18 protein-coding genes and 2 tRNA genes are annotated in these 19664 nt (G+C 53.0%); 5 read left to right on the top strand and 15 right to left on the bottom strand.

The features are described from left to right. Positions 1–52 precede the first annotated feature (52 nt). From infB to rlmE, 10 genes are all read right to left on the bottom strand, one after another. Entirely contained in the window at positions 53–2740 is a 2688-nt protein-coding gene (gene infB / locus ACX1CU_RS02235; RefSeq protein WP_459401028.1) for a translation initiation factor IF-2, read from the bottom strand. 24 nt (positions 2741–2764) lie between these two features. Then, a complete protein-coding gene (gene nusA, locus ACX1CU_RS02230; RefSeq protein ID WP_459401027.1) occupies positions 2765–4273 on the bottom strand; it encodes a transcription termination factor NusA in 1509 nt (502 codons plus the stop codon). A gap of 21 nt (positions 4274–4294) precedes the next feature. Continuing rightward, positions 4295–4747 (bottom strand): ribosome maturation factor RimP, encoded by a 453-nt coding sequence (gene rimP / locus ACX1CU_RS02225; protein ID WP_459401026.1) that lies wholly within the window; start codon positions 4745–4747, stop codon positions 4295–4297. A gap of 217 nt (positions 4748–4964) precedes the next feature. Then, positions 4965–5041, bottom strand: a tRNA-Met gene (locus ACX1CU_RS02220). Positions 5042–5101: 60 nt separating this feature from the next. Next, a tRNA-Leu gene (locus tag ACX1CU_RS02215) sits at positions 5102–5188 on the bottom strand. Positions 5189–5257: 69 nt separating this feature from the next. Further along, on the bottom strand, positions 5258–5593 hold the full coding sequence (gene secG, locus ACX1CU_RS02210) for a preprotein translocase subunit SecG (RefSeq protein ID WP_459401025.1): 336 nt from the start codon (positions 5591–5593) through the stop codon (positions 5258–5260). Positions 5594–5840: 247 nt separating this feature from the next. After that, a complete protein-coding gene (glmM, locus tag ACX1CU_RS02205) occupies positions 5841–7178 on the bottom strand; it encodes a phosphoglucosamine mutase (protein ID WP_459401024.1) in 1338 nt (445 codons plus the stop codon). 7 nt (positions 7179–7185) lie between these two features. Next, positions 7186–8019, bottom strand: a complete 834-nt coding sequence (gene folP, locus ACX1CU_RS02200) for a dihydropteroate synthase (RefSeq protein ID WP_459401023.1) — start codon at positions 8017–8019, stop codon at positions 7186–7188. 162 nt (positions 8020–8181) lie between these two features. Then, positions 8182–10119 carry an ATP-dependent zinc metalloprotease FtsH gene (ftsH, locus tag ACX1CU_RS02195; RefSeq protein WP_459401022.1) on the bottom strand — a complete coding sequence of 646 codons (1938 nt, stop codon included), beginning with the start codon at positions 10117–10119 and terminating at the stop codon, positions 8182–8184. Between the two features lie 56 nt (positions 10120–10175). Continuing rightward, positions 10176–10805, bottom strand: a complete 630-nt coding sequence (gene rlmE, locus ACX1CU_RS02190; protein WP_459401021.1) for a 23S rRNA (uridine(2552)-2'-O)-methyltransferase RlmE — start codon at positions 10803–10805, stop codon at positions 10176–10178. Between the two features lie 144 nt (positions 10806–10949). Here rlmE and yhbY point away from each other — a divergent pair, with 144 nt between their 5' ends. Beyond that, positions 10950–11243: a ribosome assembly RNA-binding protein YhbY gene (gene yhbY / locus ACX1CU_RS02185; RefSeq protein ID WP_459401020.1), complete on the top strand. Its 294-nt coding sequence runs from the start codon at positions 10950–10952 to the stop codon at positions 11241–11243. Positions 11244–11359: 116 nt separating this feature from the next. Here yhbY and greA read toward each other — a convergent pair whose 3' ends face one another. After that, positions 11360–11836, bottom strand: coding sequence for a transcription elongation factor GreA (gene greA / locus ACX1CU_RS02180; RefSeq protein ID WP_459401019.1), 477 nt, complete (start codon positions 11834–11836; stop codon positions 11360–11362). A 257-nt stretch (positions 11837–12093) separates the two neighbouring features. Between greA and dacB the strand changes: the two genes are divergently transcribed. Genes dacB through pmrB form a run of 3 tightly spaced genes read left to right on the top strand, consistent with a single transcriptional unit; the run spans position 12094 to position 15263 of the window. Beyond that, a complete protein-coding gene (gene dacB, locus ACX1CU_RS02175; protein WP_459401018.1) occupies positions 12094–13527 on the top strand; it encodes a serine-type D-Ala-D-Ala carboxypeptidase in 1434 nt (477 codons plus the stop codon). 12 nt (positions 13528–13539) lie between these two features. After that, positions 13540–14202, top strand: a complete 663-nt coding sequence (pmrA, locus tag ACX1CU_RS02170; protein ID WP_459401017.1) for a two-component system response regulator PmrA — start codon at positions 13540–13542, stop codon at positions 14200–14202. Beyond that, positions 14199–15263 (top strand): two-component system sensor histidine kinase PmrB, encoded by a 1065-nt coding sequence (pmrB, locus tag ACX1CU_RS02165; protein WP_459401016.1) that lies wholly within the window; start codon positions 14199–14201, stop codon positions 15261–15263. The genes pmrA and pmrB overlap by 4 nt, the downstream gene beginning before the upstream one ends. A 55-nt stretch (positions 15264–15318) precedes the next feature. Here pmrB and cgtA read toward each other — a convergent pair whose 3' ends face one another. From cgtA to rplU, 4 genes are all read right to left on the bottom strand, one after another. Next, on the bottom strand, positions 15319–16491 hold the full coding sequence (gene cgtA / locus ACX1CU_RS02160) for an Obg family GTPase CgtA (protein WP_459401015.1): 1173 nt from the start codon (positions 16489–16491) through the stop codon (positions 15319–15321). 16 nt (positions 16492–16507) lie between these two features. Continuing rightward, on the bottom strand, positions 16508–17479 hold the full coding sequence (locus ACX1CU_RS02155; RefSeq protein ID WP_459401014.1) for a DMT family transporter: 972 nt from the start codon (positions 17477–17479) through the stop codon (positions 16508–16510). 100 nt (positions 17480–17579) lie between these two features. Next, entirely contained in the window at positions 17580–17837 is a 258-nt protein-coding gene (rpmA, locus tag ACX1CU_RS02150) for a 50S ribosomal protein L27 (protein ID WP_459401013.1), read from the bottom strand. 17 nt (positions 17838–17854) lie between these two features. Then, on the bottom strand, positions 17855–18166 hold the full coding sequence (gene rplU / locus ACX1CU_RS02145; RefSeq protein ID WP_459401012.1) for a 50S ribosomal protein L21: 312 nt from the start codon (positions 18164–18166) through the stop codon (positions 17855–17857). Positions 18167–18435: 269 nt separating this feature from the next. Between rplU and ispB the strand changes: the two genes are divergently transcribed. Then, on the top strand, positions 18436–19407 hold the full coding sequence (ispB, locus tag ACX1CU_RS02140) for an octaprenyl diphosphate synthase (RefSeq protein WP_459401011.1): 972 nt from the start codon (positions 18436–18438) through the stop codon (positions 19405–19407). Positions 19408–19664: the final 257 nt, after the last annotated feature.

Raw genomic sequence — 19664 nt, 5'->3', positions numbered from 1 at the left:
AAATCGGGGGGCCATGAGGCCCCCCAGAACAAATTTAAGCATCATATGAAGCTTAAGCGATGGTGCGCTGGATCTCGATAATTTCAAACACTTCGATCATGTCGCCAACGCGCACGTCGTTGTAGTTCTTAACGCCGATACCACATTCCATGCCGTTACGGACTTCGTTGACGTCATCTTTAAAGCGGCGCAGGGATTCCAGCTCGCCTTCGTAGATAACCACGTTGTCACGCAGAACGCGGATTGGGTTGTGACGTTTAATCGTGCCTTCGGTAACCATGCAGCCTGCAACAGCGCCGAACTTAGGTGATTTGAACACGTCACGCACTTCAGCCAGACCGATAATCTGCTGTTTGTACTCAGGCGCCAGCATACCGCTCATCGCCTGCTTCACTTCGTCGATCAGATTATAGATCACGGAGTAGTAACGCAGATCCAGGCTTTCTGCTTCGATCACGCGGCGCGCAGAGGCGTCGGCACGAACGTTGAAGCCCAGGATGATGGCATTGGAAGCAGCGGCCAGAGTTGCGTCGGTTTCGGTGATCCCACCTACGCCAGAGCCAACAATCTTCACCTTCACTTCGTCGGTAGAGAGTTTCTGCAGCGAATCAGAAATCGCTTCACAAGTACCCTGTACGTCAGTTTTCAGCACGATGTTCAGTTCAGAAACTTCACCTTCGGTCATGTTGGCAAACATGTTTTCCAGTTTAGATTTCTGCTGACGCGCCAGTTTGACTTCACGGAACTTGCCTTGACGGTACAGCGCCACTTCACGCGCTTTCTTCTCGTCACGGACTACGGTCGCTTCATCACCTGCGGCAGGAACGCTGGACAGACCCAGGATCTCAACCGGGATAGAAGGACCCGCAGAAGTCACTTCGCGGCCCAATTCGTCACGCATCGCACGCACACGGCCATATTCGAAGCCACACAGCACGATATCGCCTTTGTTCAGCGTACCTTCCTGAACCAGCACGGTCGCCACTGGGCCACGGCCTTTATCCAGGAAGGACTCGATCACCACACCGCTCGCCATACCGCTGCGAACCGCTTTCAGTTCGAGAACTTCCGCTTGCAGCAGAATAGCGTTCAGCAGTTCATCGATACCGGTACCGGCTTTTGCCGATACGTGAACGAACTGTGCTTCACCGCCCCACTCTTCTGGCATAACGCCGTACTGAGACAGCTCTTGCTTAACGCGATCCGGATCGGCTTCTGGTTTGTCGATTTTGTTAACCGCAACCACCAATGGCACTTTCGCTGCCTGAGCATGCTGAATAGCTTCGATGGTTTGTGGCATCACGCCGTCGTCGGCTGCAACCACCAGAACCACGATATCGGTCGCCTTGGCACCACGGGCACGCATAGAAGTAAAGGCTGCGTGGCCTGGGGTATCCAGGAAGGTGATCATACCGTTTTCGGTTTCTACGTGGTAAGCACCGATGTGCTGGGTAATACCGCCAGCTTCGCCCACTGCCACCTTGGTGGAGCGGATGTAGTCAAGCAGGGAGGTTTTACCGTGGTCAACGTGGCCCATGATGGTTACAACCGGAGCACGAGACTCGGCTGCTGCACCAGTGTCACGGTCGCTCATCAGCGCTTCTTCCAGCTCGTTCTCACGACGCAGGATAACTTTGTGGCCCATCTCTTCGGCAACCAGCTGTGCGGTTTCCTGGTCGAGGACCTGGTTGATGGTCGCCATTGCGCCCAGCTTCATCATCGCTTTGATGACCTGAGAGCCTTTTACCGCCATCTTATTAGCCAGTTCGGCAACGGTAAGGGTTTCGCCGATGATAACGTCACGGTTCACCACCTGAGCTGGCTTGTTAAAGCCCTGCTGCAGGGTGCTTGGCTTACGCTTGCCTTTACCACCGCGGGTTACGGCGCGAGCTTCTTCGCGGTCTGCTTTAGACTCGGAGAGCTTGTTGCCTTTTTTCTGCTTGGTCGCTTTGCCACCGCGAGTACGGCTGCGGCGCTCGCCTTCAACTTTGGCGTCGTTTTCGTCTTCGGCTGCACGAGCGTGCTGAGAGGTGGTCACGTGGTAATCGGCTGTTTCAACCGCAGCGCTTGCTGCTTCAGCTTCGGCCCACTTCTCACCGTTCTCTTCGGCCATACGGCGCGCTTCTTCCGCTACGCGTTTGGCGTCTTCCTCAACCTTACGGCGCACTTCTTCTTCCGCTTTACGTTTCAGTTCAGCGGCTTCGGCTTCACGGCGTGCTTTTTCTGCCTGAGCTGGCTTGGTCATTTCGTCGGTACGTTGATTGGTCACTTTTTCTTTTTCCGCTGAATTACGCTTAGCAATCTCCGCGGCCTCACGTTTGGCTTGCTCTTCGGCTGTACGCTTCGCTTCAGCTTCACGTTTCGCTAACTCTTCTGCTTCGCGCACTGCCTGCTCTTCCGCTTCACGCTGTGCCTGCTCTGCCGCTTCAGCCTGTTGAGCTTCTTGCGTATCGCGATTTACATAAGTGCGTTTCTTGCGGACCTCAATTTGCACCGATTTACTTTTACCGCCGGTGCTCGGAATATTCAAGGTGCTGCGCGTTTTGCGCTGCAACGTGAGTTTACCTGGTGCACTACCGTGTTCACGGTTCAAGTGCGCCAGCAAGGTTTCTTTCTCATGCTGGGTTACAGAGTCAGTCTCTGACTTGTTGATCCCAGCATCAGCAAACTGCTGTACCAGGCGATCAACTGGAGTCTGAATCTCTGCTGCCAGCGATTTTACGGTTACATCTGTCGTCATGCTGTTCCTTCCTGCTACAGTTTATTACGCGTTGTCGCCAAACCAACAGATATTACGGGCGGCCATAATCAGCTCGCCGGCCTGCTCATCGCTAAGCCCTTCAATATCAGCCAGATCGTCAACACCCTGCTCGGCAAGATCTTCCAGCGTACAAACCCCACGCGCGGCCAGTTTAAAGGCCATGCTGCGCTCAAGCCCTGAAAGGTTGAGTAAATCATCAGCAGGTTTTTGGTCGCCCAGGCTTTCTTCCTGAGCCAGAGCCAGCGTGGTCAATGCAGCTTTGGCGCGATCGCGCAACGCTTCAACGGTATCTTCATCTAGGCCGTCGATTTCCAGCAGCTCTTTGATCGGTACGTAGGCCAGCTCTTCTAACGTTGAGAAGCCCTCTTCGACCAAAACGGTGGCGAAATCTTCGTCGATAGCAAGATACTTGGTGAAGGTATCAATGGCGGCATGAGCCTCGGCCTGATGCTTGGCCTGCAGATCGTCCGCCGTCATCACGTTCAGTTCCCAGCGATCATCATCACGATGCTGTTTCAACAACTGGGAGGCTAAACGCACGTTTTGGCCATTACGGCCGATCGCCTGTGCCAGATTGCTGGCTTCAACGGCGATATCCATCGTGCACCGGTCTTCATCCACCACGATCGAGGCAACATCTGCCGGGGCCATGGCGTTAATGACGAACTGTGCAGGGTTATCATCCCAGAGGATGATATCAATACGTTCCCCGCCAAGCTCGCTCGAAACGGCCTGGACGCGGGCACCGCGCATACCGACACAAGCACCGACCGGGTCGATACGCTTGTCGTTGGTTTTCACGGCAATTTTTGCACGGGAGCCAGGATCGCGGGCTGCCGCTTTAATCTCGATCACTTCTTCACCGATTTCCGGCACTTCGATGCGGAACAGCTCTTTCAGCATATCCGGGCTGGAACGGCTGACGAACAGTTGCGCACCACGCGCTTCTGGACGCACGGCGTACAGCACACCGCGGATACGGTCGCCTGGGCGGAAGTTTTCGCGCGGCAGCATGTCTTCACGGCCAATGACGGCCTCCGCGTTGCTGCCCAGATCCAGCGCAATGCTGTCACGGTTAACTTTTTTCACCACGCCGGTGACGATCTCACCTTCGTGTTGGCGGAAGGCGTCAACCACCATCGCACGTTCAGCTTCACGTACTTTCTGTACGATAACCTGCTTCGCGGTCTGGGTAGTGATACGGTCAAAGGTGACGGATTCGATCTGATCTTCGATATAACCACCCAGTTCCATGGATGGATCTTCATACTGCGCAGCTTCCAGCGTGATTTCACGCGTTGGCTGAGTCACTTCATCAACGGCGACCCAACGGCGGAAGGTATCGAAATCGCCGGTTTTACGGTCAATGCTGACACGCACGTCGATTTCCTGCTCATACTTTTTCTTGGTTGCGGTGGCTAATGCGGTTTCCAGCGCTTCAAAAATCTTCTCACGCGGAAGGGATTTTTCATTGGAAACAGCTTCAACAACAGCCAGAATCTCTTTGTTCATCCTAGTTGCCTCATCCAAACTTTAAAAGTGGGGTACCAGGTTCGCTTTCTGAATGTTGCTCAGCGCGAACACTTCATCTTTCCCTTCCACAGTAACCGTGATCATCTCGCCTTCGACGGATTTGATGATGCCCTGCCATTTGCGGCGGTTTTGTATCGCCATACGCAGAACAACGCTGACTTCTTCACCGATAAAACGCTGATAGTGTTCTGCGGTGAACATAGGACGTTCAAGGCCAGGAGAGGAGACTTCCAAGTTGTAAGCGACCGTGATCGGATCTTCGACGTCCAATACAGCGCTGACCTGGTGGCTGACATCAGCGCAATCATCAACATTGATTCCGTTCTCACTGTCAATATAGATGCGTAGCGTCGATTGGCGCGCCCGAATAAATTCGATACCTACGAGCTCAAAGCCCAACGCCTCTACCGGTGCGGAAATCATCTCTGTTAACTTTTGCTCTAATGTGGACAAGCCCACCCCCAAGACATAAAAAAAGGGCTTAATAGCCCAGTGATTCTGTTGCCAAATAACAAAAAACCCCGAAAATTCGGGGCTTTATGCAACTGGACCCTGTTTGCCGCAAAGCGGCTTCGGTGCAACTTTCTAACAAGTGTCATTTTCAAATGTTGTTCGAGAAAAGCGGATTTCAATCGAAAAGTGTATTTGAAAATAGACACTTAAAGGAAAGTGGTTGCGGGGGCCGGATTTGAACCGACGACCTTCGGGTTATGAGCCCGACGAGCTACCAGGCTGCTCCACCCCGCGTCCGAAAACGTGGCAAATATTACGCCGATAATCGCAAAAAAGCAAGTTATCTCTGGGATTTGGTACCGAGGATGGGACTCGAACCCACAAGCCCGTTAGGGCACTACCACCTCAAGGTAGCGTGTCTACCAATTCCACCACCTCGGTACAGATTCTTACTGCTAACGGCTGTTTTTACTCTTAGGCACCAACAACCGTTTTCAAACTTTTTATTGCTTAGCGCGGGATATCGCTGCTCGGCTTAGCAGGTTCTGCCGGTGCGGTAGTCTGCTCAGTTTTCACTGGCTGACCCAGGTTTTCCCACTCGCTGCCTTTCTGGTTCTTATTGCTGCTCAGGTTACCCAAGATCAGACTGATGACGAAAAACAACGTCGCCAAAATAGCCGTCATGCGGGTCATAAAGTTGCCTGAACCAGTCGATCCGAACAATGTGCCAGAAGCACCTGCTCCGAATGAGGCTCCCATATCAGCGCCTTTGCCTTGCTGCAACATAATCAGAGCCACTAGCCCGATTGAAATCAGCAAGAAAATTACCAGAAGAGCTTCGTACATAGTTGTACCTGTATCCTTGCGGGTTCACCGCGTGCCAAATGCTTCTCACCCCAGATGCTTCTATAACGAAGTCGCGGCGTGTCATTAAACAGCCCACTGAAGCGGGTGTGAATACTAACCAAAGCCGTCAGGCCACGCAAGGGCAATTTGCTGCCACCGATGCGTTTGCAGAAAAAAACATCAAAAAACGAGGTAATCTGTGATCTACGCAGGCTCCCTGAAACGGAGCCTGCGTGAAAACAACGTGTTAGCCTGCCAGTTTCACCGCATCGGCAATACGATGCGCCAGCATCTCAACCTGTTTTTCGTCTTCACCTTCCACCATCACGCGGATTAACGGCTCAGTACCCGATTTACGCAACAGAACGCGACCATGGCCAGCCAGTTCGGCTTCTACCTGCGCCGTCACTGCGCGCACAGCTTCGGATTCCAGTGGGTTATGTTCACCGACAAAACGCACGTTAACCAGAATCTGCGGCAGCAACTTCATGCCGCTGCACAGATCGTGCAGGCTCATGCTATTGCGCACCATGGCCGTCAATACCTGCAAGCCAGCCACAATGCCGTCACCGGTGGTGGTTTTATCCAACAGAATTACGTGGCCGGAGTTTTCCGCACCAATACGCCAGCCCAGCTCTTGCAGTTTTTCCAGCACATAGCGATCTCCAACCTTGGCACGTGCGAATGGGATACCCAACTGCTTCAGCGCCAATTCCAGACCCATATTGCTCATCAAGGTACCCACGGCACCGCCACGCAACTGGCCTTGACGCAAACCTTCACGGGCAATGATGTAGAGGATCTGGTCACCATCCACTTTGTTGCCCAGGTGGTCCACCATCATCAAGCGGTCGCCATCGCCATCGAAGGCCAAGCCAACATGTGCCTGCTCTTCCAGCACACGTGCCTGCAGTTGACGCACATCGGTAGCACCACACTCTTCGTTGATGTTCATACCGTCCGGCTCACAGCCGATGGCAATCACCGTAGCACCCAGCTCACGCAGTACGCTTGGTGCGATGTGGTAGGTTGCACCGTTCGCGCAATCCACCACAATTTTCAGGCCATTCAGGCTCAATTCGCTTGGGAAGGTGCCTTTACAGAACTCGATATAGCGCCCGGCAGCATCGACAATGCGGCTGGCTTTGCCCAGTTCGGCTGACTCAACGCAGGTCAGCGGCTTTTCCATTTCAGCTTCGATGGCTTCTTCCACCTCATCCGGCAATTTAGCACCGTCGATCGAGAAGAATTTGATGCCGTTATCGTAGAACGGGTTATGTGAGGCCGAGATCACGATCCCGGCTTCCGCGCGGAAGGTTCGGGTCAGATAGGCCACGGCTGGAGTGGGCATCGGGCCGGTAAAGGATGCGGAAAGCCCCGCCGCTGCCAGCCCGGCCTCCAGCGCCGACTCCAGCATATAGCCGGAAATGCGGGTGTCTTTGCCGATGATAATTTTACGCGAGCCATGACGGGCCAGTACCTTACCGGCTGCCCAGCCGAGTTTAAGGACAAACTCCGGGGTGATCGGGCTGTCGCCGACTTTGCCACGAATACCATCGGTACCAAAATATTTGCGCTCGCTCATGTCTCTACTATCCCTTAGCTGAAAGTGTTGCCTCGACGACACGCATCGCCTCGACGGTTTCTTTAACATCATGCACTCTGACAATCTGCGCCCCTTGCATTGCGGCAATCACCGCACAGGCAACGCTGCCAATAACCCGTTGCTCGGGTGGCACATTCAACAGTTGTCCAATCATCGATTTGCGCGACATTCCAACCAACAAAGGCAAACCAAAATGATGAAACTCCGACAGCCGGGCCAGAAGCTGATAATTATGCGCCAAATTCTTACCGAAACCGAAGCCCGGGTCGAGCAACAATTTCTGTTTTGCTATTCCGCCTGCCATGCAGCGGTCAATATGATGCTGGAAAAACGCATTTACATCGCCAATCAGATCGTTGTAATGCGGTGCCTGCTGCATGGTACGGGGCTCACCCTGCATATGCATCAGACAGACCGGTAGACCACTTTCGGCGGCGGCTTCCAGCGCTCCAGGCTCCTGCAGCGAACGCACGTCGTTAATCAGGTGCGCGCCGGCGCGGGCAGATTCGCGGATCACCGCGGCTTTCGAAGTATCTACCGAAATAAAAACCTCAAACCGCTGGGCAAGTGCTTCTACCACTGGCACCACACGGGCAAGCTCTTCTTCTTCGCTAACGTCGGCGGCACCAGGACGGGTCGATTCGCCGCCCACGTCAATCATCGTCGCACCGGCAGAGATCAACGCATGGGCATGCAGCAAGGCATCATGCAGCGAATTATGTCGGCCACCATCGGAAAAGGAGTCTGGAGTGACGTTAAGGATCCCCATCACCTGCGGATGATTGAGATCAAAAATCTGGTCGCGCACGGTTAACTGCATAATTAATTCACCTTAATGTTGCCTGCCGGGAGTTTACGTTGAACGTTGCAGGCAACGGCCCAACCCTACTGTGTCAGCGGGCAACAACGCGGCAATTTCAAATATGACGGGTACAAAAAACCCCGGGCTTAGCCGGGGTTCGATTTTATTACACAGCCGACGTTATTTGTCGAGCTGTTGCTGTTCAGACATTGAATTGTCTGGGTTTGGCGTCTGCGGCTCATCAACCGGCGTCGGTGCTTTTGGCGCGCCACCGTTGTCGGAGCTGTTATTCTTCGCAGCATCGTCCCAACCGGCTGGCGGGCGTACTTCACGGCGGTTCATCAAATCATCAACCTGTGGCGCATCAATCGTTTCGTACTTCATCAACGCGTCTTTCATGGCATGCATGATATCCATGTTTTCGGCCAGCAACTGCCGGGAGCGTTGATAGTTACGTTCAATTAATGCCTTAACTTCCTGGTCAATAATCCGCGCGGTTTCGTCTGACATGTGCTTGGTTTTGGAAACTGAACGCCCCAAGAAGACTTCGCCTTCTTCTTCTGCGTAAAGCAACGGCCCCAGTTTTTCCGAGAACCCCCATTGGGTCACCATGTTACGGGCAATGGTTGTTGCCTGTTTGATGTCCTGAGAAGCACCGGTGGAGACGTTATCCACACCATAGATCAACTCTTCAGCCAGACGGCCACCGTAAGCTACGGAGATCATGCTTTCCAGTTTCTGACGGCTGTAGCTGATGCTATCCCCTTCCGGCAGGAAGAAGGTCACACCAAGCGCACGGCCACGAGGAATAATCGTGACTTTATGCACCGGGTCATGCTCAGGCACCAGACGACCAATGATCGCATGGCCCGCTTCGTGATACGCGGTGGATTCTTTCTGCGCTTCGGTCATCACCATGGAGCGACGTTCCGCACCCATCATGATTTTATCTTTGGCTTTTTCGAACTCAACCATCGACACCACACGCTTGTTTCCACGCGCTGCAAACAGCGCTGCTTCGTTAACCAGGTTGGCCAAGTCAGCACCGGAGAAGCCCGGAGTACCACGCGCAATCACAGAGGCATCAATATCCGCAGCCAATGGCACACGGCGCATATGCACCTTCAGGATCTGCTCGCGGCCACGTACGTCTGGCAAGCCCACCACCACCTGACGGTCAAAACGACCTGGGCGCAGCAGCGCTGGGTCAAGTACGTCAGGGCGGTTAGTTGCCGCAATCACGATAATGCCTTCGTTACCTTCAAAGCCGTCCATTTCGACCAGCATCTGGTTCAGCGTTTGTTCACGTTCATCGTGACCACCGCCAAGACCTGCGCCACGCTGGCGGCCTACGGCATCGATTTCATCGATAAAGATGATGCACGGCGCCGCTTTTTTAGCCTGTTCGAACATGTCACGTACGCGGGAAGCCCCCACGCCGACGAACATTTCGACGAAATCAGAACCGGAAATGGTGAAGAACGGCACTTTAGCCTCACCGGCGATCGCTTTCGCCAGCAGGGTTTTACCGGTACCTGGAGGGCCTACCATCAGCACGCCTTTCGGGATCTTACCGCCCAGTTTCTGGAAGCGGCTCGGTTCACGCAGGTAATCCACCAGTTCACTCACCTCTTCTTTTGCTTCGTCACAACCCGCGACATCGGCAAAAGTGGTTTTAATCTGGTCTTCCGTCAGCATACGGGCCTTGCTCTTGCCAAAGGACATCGCGCCCTTGCCACCGCCGCCCTGCATTTGCCGCATAAAGAAGATCCAGACCCCAATCAGCAACAGCATCGGGAACCAGGAAATAAAGATCGAAGCCAGTAAACTCGGTTCTTCCGGTGGTTCACCGACAACTTTGACATTCTTGGTTAACAACGTATCCAGCAGTTTCGGATCGTTGACAGGGATGTAGGTCGTGTATTTGTTACTGTCTTTACGAATAACATTGATTTCACGTCCATTAATTCGTGCTTCACGAATCTGATCTTGGGTCAGTTCGGACATGAAGGTAGTGTAATCTACCCTACGGCCATTAGACTCGCTGGGCCCAAAGCTCTGGAATACAGACATCAATACTACCGCGATGACTAACCAGAGAATTAGGTTTTTCGCCATGTCACTCAAGGGATTAACCTCATATTACAACTGTGTTAACAAACAGCGTTAGGGTACTACAGTTTCCGCCCTGTCGCTACAATGTACACTTCACGCGAACGTGCGCGGGAAGCGTCTGGCTTACGAATCTTAACCTTCGTAAACAGGGAGCGAATTTCCCGTAGGTACTCGTCAAAACCATCTCCCTGGAACACCTTCACCAGGAAACTACCACCTGGAGCGAGGACATCACGACACATTTCCAGTGCTAACTCCACCAGATACATCGATTTCGGGATATCGACTGCCGGGGTGCCACTCATATTCGGCGCCATGTCAGACATGACAACCTGAACCTTACTTTCACCTACACGTTCCAACAGCGCTTTGAGTACCAGTTCATCACGAAAGTCGCCCTGAAGGAAATCGACACCAACAATAGGATCCATTGGCAAAATATCACAGGCAATGACACGCCCGTTACCACCAATCTGAGTGACGACATATTGCGACCACCCACCCGGTGCAGCACCCAAATCGACTACCGTCATGCCCGGCTTAAACAGTTTGTCACTTTGCTGTATTTCATCAAGTTTAAACCAGGCGCGGGAACGCAGCCCTTTTTTCTGCGCCTGAAGTACATATTTATCGCTAAAGTGTTCTTGTAGCCAGCGACTGGAGCTAGCCGAACGCTTTTTATTAGCCATCTCGTTTTCCAACTATCCTAAAAGAGAGTCTTATGTCAGGTTCGCTGCTCACGTAGACGCCATTCGGTGCAGACCGATTTGGTGATATACATGAGATGGCGGTAGAATGACCCGTTTTCAATCCCAACTTAAGCAAAAAAGACAATGAATCTGAATAATAAACAAAAACAGCACCTGAAAGGCCTGGCGCATCCGTTAAAACCGGTTGTCATGCTGGGTAATAACGGTCTCACCGAAGGGGTGCTGGCTGAAATTGAACAGGCTCTGGAGCATCATGAGCTGATCAAAGTAAAAATTGTGGCCGAAGATCGTGAGACTAAATCCCTGATCGCCGACGCTATTGTGCGTGAAACGGGTGCCTGCAATGTGCAAGTGATCGGCAGTACGCTTATTCTTTACCGCCCATCGAAAGAGCGCAAGATCACTTTGCCGCGCTAATCCACCGTCCGTTTGACGGAAAAGGTGCCATGCACCGAGTTCAGATAAAAGGCCGCTTGCGGCCTTTTTCCTTTCTTTACAAAACACTGCTGAATATCTGACCAATTGTTCCAGGATTACAGATATTCAACCTTCAGGATTTCATATTCGACATCGCCGCCCGGCGTTTTGATGACGACAACGTCATCCTGCTCTTTGCCGATCAAACCGCGCGCCATCGGTGAATTGACTGAAATAAGATTCTTTTTAAAGTCAGCCTCATCATCACCCACAATACGGTACGTGACTTCGTCTTCAGTTTCCAGGTTCATTATCGATACGGTAGAGCCAAAAATTACGCGGCCAGTATTCGGCATTTTGGTGATATCGATCACCTGCGCATTAGACAGTTTGGCTTCAATTTCCTGAATGCGACCTTCGCAGAACCCTTGCTGCTCACGGGCGGCATGGTATTCAGCGTTTTCTTTCAAATCGCCATGTTCACGCGCATCGGCGATATCTGAAATGATTTTCGGACGGCGCACGCCTTTCAGATATTCAAGTTCTTCACGCAGTTGTTCTGCGCCAAATAAAGTCATCGGAATCTGTTTCATCGTTTCAATACCTCTAAATCTTTCCTGTTCAAATAGCCGTCATCCTGACGTGTTCGTATGAAAATACGGCAGGCGTTGCGCCTTCCGTCTCCAGGCGATAAACAAAAGAAACCTGACTCGGAATTTTCTCCCAAGTCGGGATCGATTTTGCATTTTGAGATGCATTTTAGCCTAGAGTTCCTTAAGGGTCATCGTTTACTTTCTCCCTTAATGCACCGTAGTATGGCAACACGTTATCCAGCTGTTACCCCGAGATTATGCGTTTTTCACGAATTGTCAGTGCATTGGCCTGTGCATTTGTTCTTAATGCAAATGCGGCCCCGGTCGAAGATTACACACAATACTTGCCTGATGGGGCCAACCTTGCCCTGATAGTTCAGAAGATTGGTGCCTCTGCGCCAACCATCGACTATCACTCACAGCAAATGGCATTACCGGCCAGTACTCAGAAAGTGCTGACAGCGCTGGCGGCGTTGTTACAGCTCGGGCCTGACTACCGTTTTACCACTACCTTGGAAAGCCAGGGCAACATCACGGATGGCGTGTTGCGCGGTAATCTTATCGCCCGTTTCAGTGGGGATCCGACCTTCAAGCGCCAGAGCCTGCGCAATATGGTGGCGGTGCTGAAAAAGCAGGGAGTGAGTGAAATTAGCGGCGATGTTCTGGTCGATACATCGGTATTTGCCAGCCACGATAAAGCCCCCGGCTGGCCGTGGAACGATATGACCCAATGCTTCAGCGCACCGCCAGCAGCGGCAATTGTCGATCGCAACTGCTTCTCGGTATCGCTTTACAGCGCACCGAACCCCGGCGAAATGGCCTTTATTCGCGTTGCTTCTTTCTATCCGGTCAATATGTTCAGCCAAGTGAGAACGTTGGCGAAGGGTTCCGCGGACGCACAATACTGCGAGTTGGACGTGGTGCCTGGCGAGTTGAACCGCTTTACGCTGACCGGATGCCTGACGCAGCGCAGCGAACCGCTACCGCTGGCCTTTGCCATTCAGGACGGCGCCAGTTACGCCGGTGCGATCCTGAAAGATGAACTGACGCAGGCGGGGATCAAGATAGGTGGCCATCTCAAGCGCCAGACCCTACCCGGCATGACCGGTACGGTGATTGCCCAGACACAGTCTGCACCGCTGCATGAGTTACTGAAAATCATGCTGAAAAAATCCGACAACATGATCGCCGATAGCGTATTCCGCACCATTGGGCACGAGCGTTTCGGCGTTCCCGGCACCTGGCGTGCCGGTGCTGACGCCGTACGCCAGGTGTTACGCCAGAAAGCCGGGGTAGATTTAGGCAACAATATTGTGGTCGACGGGTCGGGCCTGTCGCGCCACAATCTGCTGACACCGGCTACCATGATGCAGGCACTGCAATATATCGCCCAACACGACAATGAGTTGAATTTCATCTCGATGCTGCCGCTGTCCGGCTACGACGGCACCCTGCGCTATCGCGGTGGCCTGCATGAAGCGGGCGTCGATGGCAAAGTTTCTGCCAAAACCGGTGCTCTGCAAGGGGTGTACAATCTGGCAGGCTTTATTACCACCGCCAGCGGCCAACGTTATGCCTTTGTGCAATTCTTGTCGGGTTACGCGGTGCCACCGGAAGATCAGAAGCAACGCCGCGCTCCGTTAGTCCGTTTTGAAAGCAGATTGTATCGCGATATATATCAGAACAATTGAGGATCAATCAGCATGAAACTATTGATTGTTGAAGACGATGAATTGTTGCAGCAAGGCTTGGCATTGGCGTTATCCCACGAAGGCTATGCCTGTGACTGCGCTGCCACGGCGGCCGAAGCCAACAGCCTGATCGTCACCAGTCAGTACAGCATGGTGATCCTGGATCTTGGCCTGCCGGATCTCGACGGTGCCAGCCTGCTGCGCCAGTGGCGCCGTCTGCAGATCGGCATACCGGTGCTGATCCTGACCGCGCGCGATGCTCTGGAAGATCGCGTTGACGGCCTGGATGCCGGTGCCGATGATTATCTGATCAAACCCTTTGCCTTGGTTGAGCTGCAAGCCCGGGTACGAGCGCTGCTCCGCCGTTATCAGGGCCATAGCGATAACCTGCTGCAACAGGACGATCTGACGCTGAATCTCTCCAGCCAACAGGTGTATTTGCAACAACAATCGATCGATATCACGCCAAAAGAGTTTGCCATCCTGTCACGCCTGATGATGCGCGCGGGTCAGACCGTCAATCGCGAATTGCTGCAGCAGGATCTCTATACCTGGAATGACGATCTGGGATCGAACACCCTCGAGGTTCACGTCCATAACCTGCGCCGCAAGCTGGGCAAAGATCGTATTCGTACCGTGCGCGGCATTGGTTACCGTCTGGAACCCGCATCATGATCAGTATGCGCCGCCGTCTATTGCTGATGCTGGCGCTGATCCTGCTGGTCACCCAGCTTATCAGTGCGTTCTGGCTATGGCATGAGAGCCAGGAGCAAATCAGCTTTCTGGTGGATGAAACCCTGTCCGCCAAAATGCGCAATGAACGGGTGGATACCGAAATTACCGAGGCTATCGCTTCACTGCTTGCCCCGTCGCTGATCATGATGATCGTGACTCTGCTGGCCTCTTTCTGGGCCATCAGTTGGATTACCCGCCCGCTTAATCAGCTACAGGAACGGTTAGAAAAGCGCTCCGCAGATAACCTGACGCCGTTACCCGTGAGTAACAGCAGTCTGGAAATGGTGGCAGTGACCAGCACGCTGAATCAACTGTTTTCACGCCTTGATCATACCATCCAGCAAGAACGCCTGTTTACCGCCGACGCCGCCCATGAGCTACGCACGCCGCTGGCCGGTATCCGTTTGCATCTGGAGTTGATGGAGCAGCAAGGGATTAAAGAAAGCAAGATACTGATTGCCCGCATTGATCAGTTGATGCACGTCGTTGAGCAATTACTGATGCTGTCGCGCGCCGGCCAGAATTTTGCCAGTGGTCATTATCAGCAATTTGACTGGGTAAGCCACGTTATCCAACCGCTAAAGGAAGAGTTGGAAGAGCTGGCGGCTCAACGCGGGCAAATATTGCTCTGGCAGTTGCCTGCGCAAGCCGTGACCCATGGCGATCCGGTCTTGCTGCGCCTGATGCTGCGTAATCTGGTGGAGAATGCCCACCGCTATAGTCCGGAAAATAGCACCATTCATGTGCAGCTCACCCCGCAAGATCGCGGGCAGCGCTTGCAGGTGCTGGATGGAGGACCAGGCATTAAGCAAGAGCAGGCGGGAGAGCTGACGCAGGCATTTCGCCGAATGGATCAGCGTTACGGCGGCAGCGGGCTTGGGCTGAATATTGTGATCCGTATTGCGCAGTTGCATCGCGGCTGGCTGCGGCTTGAAAACCGGGCCGATGCCAGTGGTCTGAACGCACAGTGCTGGATACCCGACAACGTGCTGAACCCATGAAAAAGGCCCAGCATCGCTGAGCCTTTATTTTCATACCGATCACGCCAGAACAGAATTACTTCTGGTAGATGATTTCGATGCCTTCGTCGTCATCTTCATTCCAGTCATCATCCCAGTCGTCTTGCGCTTCGGCTTCCACTTCAGCGATTTGCTCACGGTGGTAGTCATCCCACATGAATTCGACTTTCTCTGGCGCACTTTCTTCAATCGCCATGGTCTTCGGTTGGGTATTGATAAAGTTCATCACGTCCCAGCACAACGCATTAACGCCTTCGCGGTTAGCGGCGGAGATCATGTAGTACTTACCTTCCCAACCCATGCCCTCTACGATCGCCTTGGCGCGTTCGGCGGCCTCTTCTGCATCCAGCAGGTCAAGCTTATTGAACACCAGCCAGCGTGGCTTGTGCGCCAGATTTTCGCTGTACTGATTCAGTTCATTGATGATGACCTTGGCATTCTCTACCGGATCGGATTCATCGATCGGAGCGATATCCACCAAATGCAGCAGCACACGGCAACGTTCCAGATGCTTCAGGAAACGGATCCCTAAGCCAGCACCGTCGGAAGCGCCTTCAATCAGCCCAGGGATGTCGGCAACCACGAAGCTCTGCTCGTTGTCCATTCGTACCACGCCCAGGCTAGGTACCAGCGTGGTGAACGGATAGTCCGCCACTTTTGGCTTGGCCGCAGACACCGCACGAATAAACGTCGATTTACCCGCATTCGGCAACCCCAGCATGCCCACATCGGCCAGCAGCAACAGTTCCAGCAGAATGTCGCGCATTTCGCCCTTGGTACCCAAGGTTTTCTGGCGCGGAGCGCGGTTTACCGAGGACTTGAAACGGCTGTTGCCCAGGCCGTGCCAACCGCCTTTTGCCACCATCAAACGCTGCTGATGACGAGTCATATCGCCGAGGATCTCTCCGGTGCCCTGATCCTGCACACGAGTCCCTACCGGCACTTTAATCACAATATCTTTACCGCGCTTACCGGTACAGTCACGGCTTTGGCCGTTCTGGCCACGTTCGGCACGGAAAGATTTCTCAAAGCGGTAATCGATCAGGGTATTCAGGTTTTCGTCAGCCAGCAGGTAGACGTCACCGCCGTCACCGCCGTCACCGCCGTCCGGCCCACCGTTCGGGATGTATTTCTCGCGGCGGAAGCTGACGCAGCCATTACCACCATCACCTGCAACAACCAGGATCGTCGCTTCATCTACAAACTTCATTTACCGTCTCCGTAAATCATTCACCGGACTGCTTCAAAGAAACAATCAGGTTGGGTTCTGCCCGTCGCGGCCACCAGCGGTGACCAATTGCGGAAAACATGGCGCCTGCTACCACCACAAAAGCACCGACATAACCGACAGCATTCAATGTCGGGGCGGCGAATACTTGCGGCCATGCCAGCGCCAATAAATCTGAAAACATCAGGGTAAACAACGGTGTGAGCGTCACTATCGCACTCACCTGCGCCGCCTGCCAACGCGCCATCGCCTCTGCCAGTGCACCGTAACCAATCAGCGTATTCGCCCCGCAAAACAGCAAGCAGGCCAACTGCCAGTTGCTGAGCTGGAAAATCATCGCAGGCTTGGCCAGCGGGAACAAGGTGATTGCACATAAAGCGTACAACATGACCAGGATTTGCGGCGAAGCCAATCGGCGCAGCAGCACTTTCTGAGCCACCCCGTAGGTTACCCAAACCATGGCAGCACACACGCCCAGCAGAACACCGAGGGTGTAATCCGTCAGTCGGGTAAAAATCTCAATCAGGCTGACGTTGAAAAACAACATCAGCCCGCAAATCAGCATCAATGCCCCAATCACCTGGGTGATTCGCATCCTTTCTTTCAGGATCAATACGCTGGCGAACATCATGCCAACCGGTGACAACTGACCAATCACCTGCGACGCCGTCGGGCTCAGGTATTGCAGTGAAGAACTGAAAAACACAAAATTGCCCAGCAATCCTGCCGTGGCAATAATCAGCAAGAGCAACCAGCGCGGTTGACGAAATATTTTCACCGATGGCAAACGCCCGCGCACTGCCAGAATCATGCCCAAGCCGATAGCGGCGAAGGCAAAGCGGTACCAGACGACGGTAAAGGGCTCCATCACCTTCAGCACTTCTTTCATCGCGATCGGCAACGCCCCCCAGCAGATTGCTGTGGTAAGCGCCAGGAGAATACCCATACCGGCCTGCTGTTTTGTTTCCATTTTTCCTAATGCCTACGGGCCTGGGCACAAGCACCCTATAAATGTAAAAAGCCCCGCAATGAATTGCGGGGCTTACATCTATTTCGTAAGGCTCGAAAAATTATTCAGCTTCGATGCTGATGAATTTACGATTGCTCGGGCCTTTAACTTCGAATTTGACTTTACCGTCTTTCAAAGCAAACAGAGTGTGGTCTTTGCCGCAACCCACGTTGATACCAGCGTGGAATTTAGTGCCGCGCTGACGAACGATGATGCTGCCTGCCAGTACTGCTTCGCCGCCAAAGCGTTTTACGCCCAGACGTTTAGCTTCTGAATCGCGACCGTTACGAGTCGAGCCGCCAGCCTTTTTGTGTGCCATTAATCCGCTCTCCTAACTTAAGCGCTGATGCCGGTGATTTTAACATCAGTGAACCACTGACGGTGACCCTGCTGCTTACGGTAATGCTTACGACGACGAAACTTAACAATCTTAATTTTTTCGCCACGACCGTGAGCAATGACCTCAGCTTTGATCTTACCGCCATCGACGTAAGGAACGCCGATTTTGATATCTTCGCCATTAGCGATCATCAGAATCTGGTCAAACTCAACCGCTTCACCAGTTGCGATGTCCAGCTTTTCCAAGCGAACGGTTTGACCTTCGCTTACTCGGTGTTGTTTACCACCACTTTGGAAAACCGCGTACATATAAAACTCCGCTTTCCGCGTGCCCAACTGTTCAGTACAGAGCGCGCTATAAATATTCACAATAGGGCGCGAATTCTACGCAATAATCCCGCGCATGACAAGTGCAGAATAGAGCCAGAAGGTGAAAAAAGAAGAAAAAAAACACAGTTTCTTTCATGGCGTTTATCTGTGTCGTTTTTCAAGTACAATCAAAGGCGACAGTGACCGCCCTATACCGATGTGAGCAGCGATCTCATCGCGGTGAACAGAAACACAGCTGAAAAAATACAATGAACCTAGAACAAATTACTGAGTTAACCGCGCAAGATATGGCGGCCGTGAACGCAACAATTCTCGAACAGTTGAATTCCGATGTCACGCTCATCAATCAACTTGGCTATTACATTATCAGCGGTGGCGGTAAGCGCATTCGTCCGATGATCGCCGTGCTGGCGGCGCGGGCGCTGCGCTATCAGGGTGATAAGCATATTACCGTGGCAGCCCTGATCGAGTTTATTCACACCGCCACGCTGCTGCATGATGACGTGGTGGATGAATCCGATATGCGCCGCGGCAAGGCTACCGCCAATGCAGCGTTTGGCAATGCGGCCAGCGTGCTGGTTGGAGACTTCATCTATACCCGAGCTTTTCAGATGATGACCAGCCTGGAATCGCTGCGCGTGCTGGCGCTGATGTCTGAGGCCGTCAACGTGATTGCCGAAGGCGAAGTGCTGCAATTGATGAACGTGCACGACCCTGACATTACTGAAGAAAGCTACATGCGGGTGATCTACAGCAAAACCGCCCGCCTGTTTGAAGCAGCAGCCCAGTCATCGGGCATTCTTGCCGGTGCCAGTGAGGCAGAAGAAAAAGCACTGCAGGACTATGGCCGCTACTTGGGTACCGCGTTCCAGTTGATCGACGATCTGCTCGATTACAGTGCCGATGGGGTAACGCTGGGCAAAAATACCGGTGACGATCTTAATGAAGGCAAACCCACGCTGCCATTACTGCACGCTATGCATAATGGCAATGCAGAACAGGCAGCGATGATCCGCACAGCCATTGAGCAGGGGAATGGCCGCCATCTGCTGGAGCCGGTTCTGGCCGCCATGGAGGCGTGTGGTTCTCTGACCTACACCCGCCAACGCGCAGAAGAAGAAGCGGACAAAGCGATTGCTGCGTTGCAGGTGCTGCCGGAGTCGCCACACCGTGCAGCGCTCGAAGGATTAGCACATCTTGCGGTTCAGCGCGATTTTTAAGAAATAACCCTTTCCTAATATTCAAATAGGTCTGGATTCCAGGCCTATTAATTCTCTTCATTAATGAGTTCCAGTGGAACAAACGATTAATGCCCATCCGTTAGTCATACCATTCACTATGTAGTTGCCACACAAGAAAATTGTCCCGCGATAACTCAAGGCAGGCTTATTGACCAAAGAGAAGATAAAACGAAAGCCGCACTGAAAACACTTGGCCGCAGGAATACGGTGTTTGTGAAACACTTCACACAATGATT

It is taken from the genome of Serratia sp. D1N4 (genome assembly GCF_054552755.1).
This window is presented reverse-complemented; position numbering and strand designations above follow the sequence as displayed.

What these genes read in the sequence shown, in the direction of transcription:
- pmrB (WP_459401016.1), top strand. Translation starts at nt 14,199, where the DNA reads ATGATCAGTATGCGCCGCCGTCTATTGCTGATGCTGGCGCTGATCCTG.
- rplU (WP_459401012.1), bottom strand. Translation starts at nt 18,166, where the DNA reads ATGTACGCGGTTTTCCAAAGTGGTGGTAAACAACACCGAGTAAGCGAA.
- rpmA (WP_459401013.1), bottom strand. Translation starts at nt 17,837, where the DNA reads ATGGCACACAAAAAGGCTGGCGGCTCGACTCGTAACGGTCGCGATTCA.
- greA (WP_459401019.1), bottom strand. Translation starts at nt 11,836, where the DNA reads ATGAAACAGATTCCGATGACTTTATTTGGCGCAGAACAACTGCGTGAA.
- nusA (WP_459401027.1), bottom strand. Translation starts at nt 4,273, where the DNA reads ATGAACAAAGAGATTCTGGCTGTTGTTGAAGCTGTTTCCAATGAAAAA.
- infB (WP_459401028.1), bottom strand. Translation starts at nt 2,740, where the DNA reads ATGACGACAGATGTAACCGTAAAATCGCTGGCAGCAGAGATTCAGACT.
- dacB (WP_459401018.1), top strand. Translation starts at nt 12,094, where the DNA reads ATGCGTTTTTCACGAATTGTCAGTGCATTGGCCTGTGCATTTGTTCTT.
- ispB (WP_459401011.1), top strand. Translation starts at nt 18,436, where the DNA reads ATGAACCTAGAACAAATTACTGAGTTAACCGCGCAAGATATGGCGGCC.
- yhbY (WP_459401020.1), top strand. Translation starts at nt 10,950, where the DNA reads ATGAATCTGAATAATAAACAAAAACAGCACCTGAAAGGCCTGGCGCAT.
- ACX1CU_RS02155 (WP_459401014.1), bottom strand. Translation starts at nt 17,479, where the DNA reads ATGGAAACAAAACAGCAGGCCGGTATGGGTATTCTCCTGGCGCTTACC.
- secG (WP_459401025.1), bottom strand. Translation starts at nt 5,593, where the DNA reads ATGTACGAAGCTCTTCTGGTAATTTTCTTGCTGATTTCAATCGGGCTA.
- cgtA (WP_459401015.1), bottom strand. Translation starts at nt 16,491, where the DNA reads ATGAAGTTTGTAGATGAAGCGACGATCCTGGTTGTTGCAGGTGATGGT.
- ftsH (WP_459401022.1), bottom strand. Translation starts at nt 10,119, where the DNA reads ATGGCGAAAAACCTAATTCTCTGGTTAGTCATCGCGGTAGTATTGATG.
- folP (WP_459401023.1), bottom strand. Translation starts at nt 8,019, where the DNA reads ATGCAGTTAACCGTGCGCGACCAGATTTTTGATCTCAATCATCCGCAG.
- glmM (WP_459401024.1), bottom strand. Translation starts at nt 7,178, where the DNA reads ATGAGCGAGCGCAAATATTTTGGTACCGATGGTATTCGTGGCAAAGTC.
- rlmE (WP_459401021.1), bottom strand. Translation starts at nt 10,805, where the DNA reads ATGGCTAATAAAAAGCGTTCGGCTAGCTCCAGTCGCTGGCTACAAGAA.
- pmrA (WP_459401017.1), top strand. Translation starts at nt 13,540, where the DNA reads ATGAAACTATTGATTGTTGAAGACGATGAATTGTTGCAGCAAGGCTTG.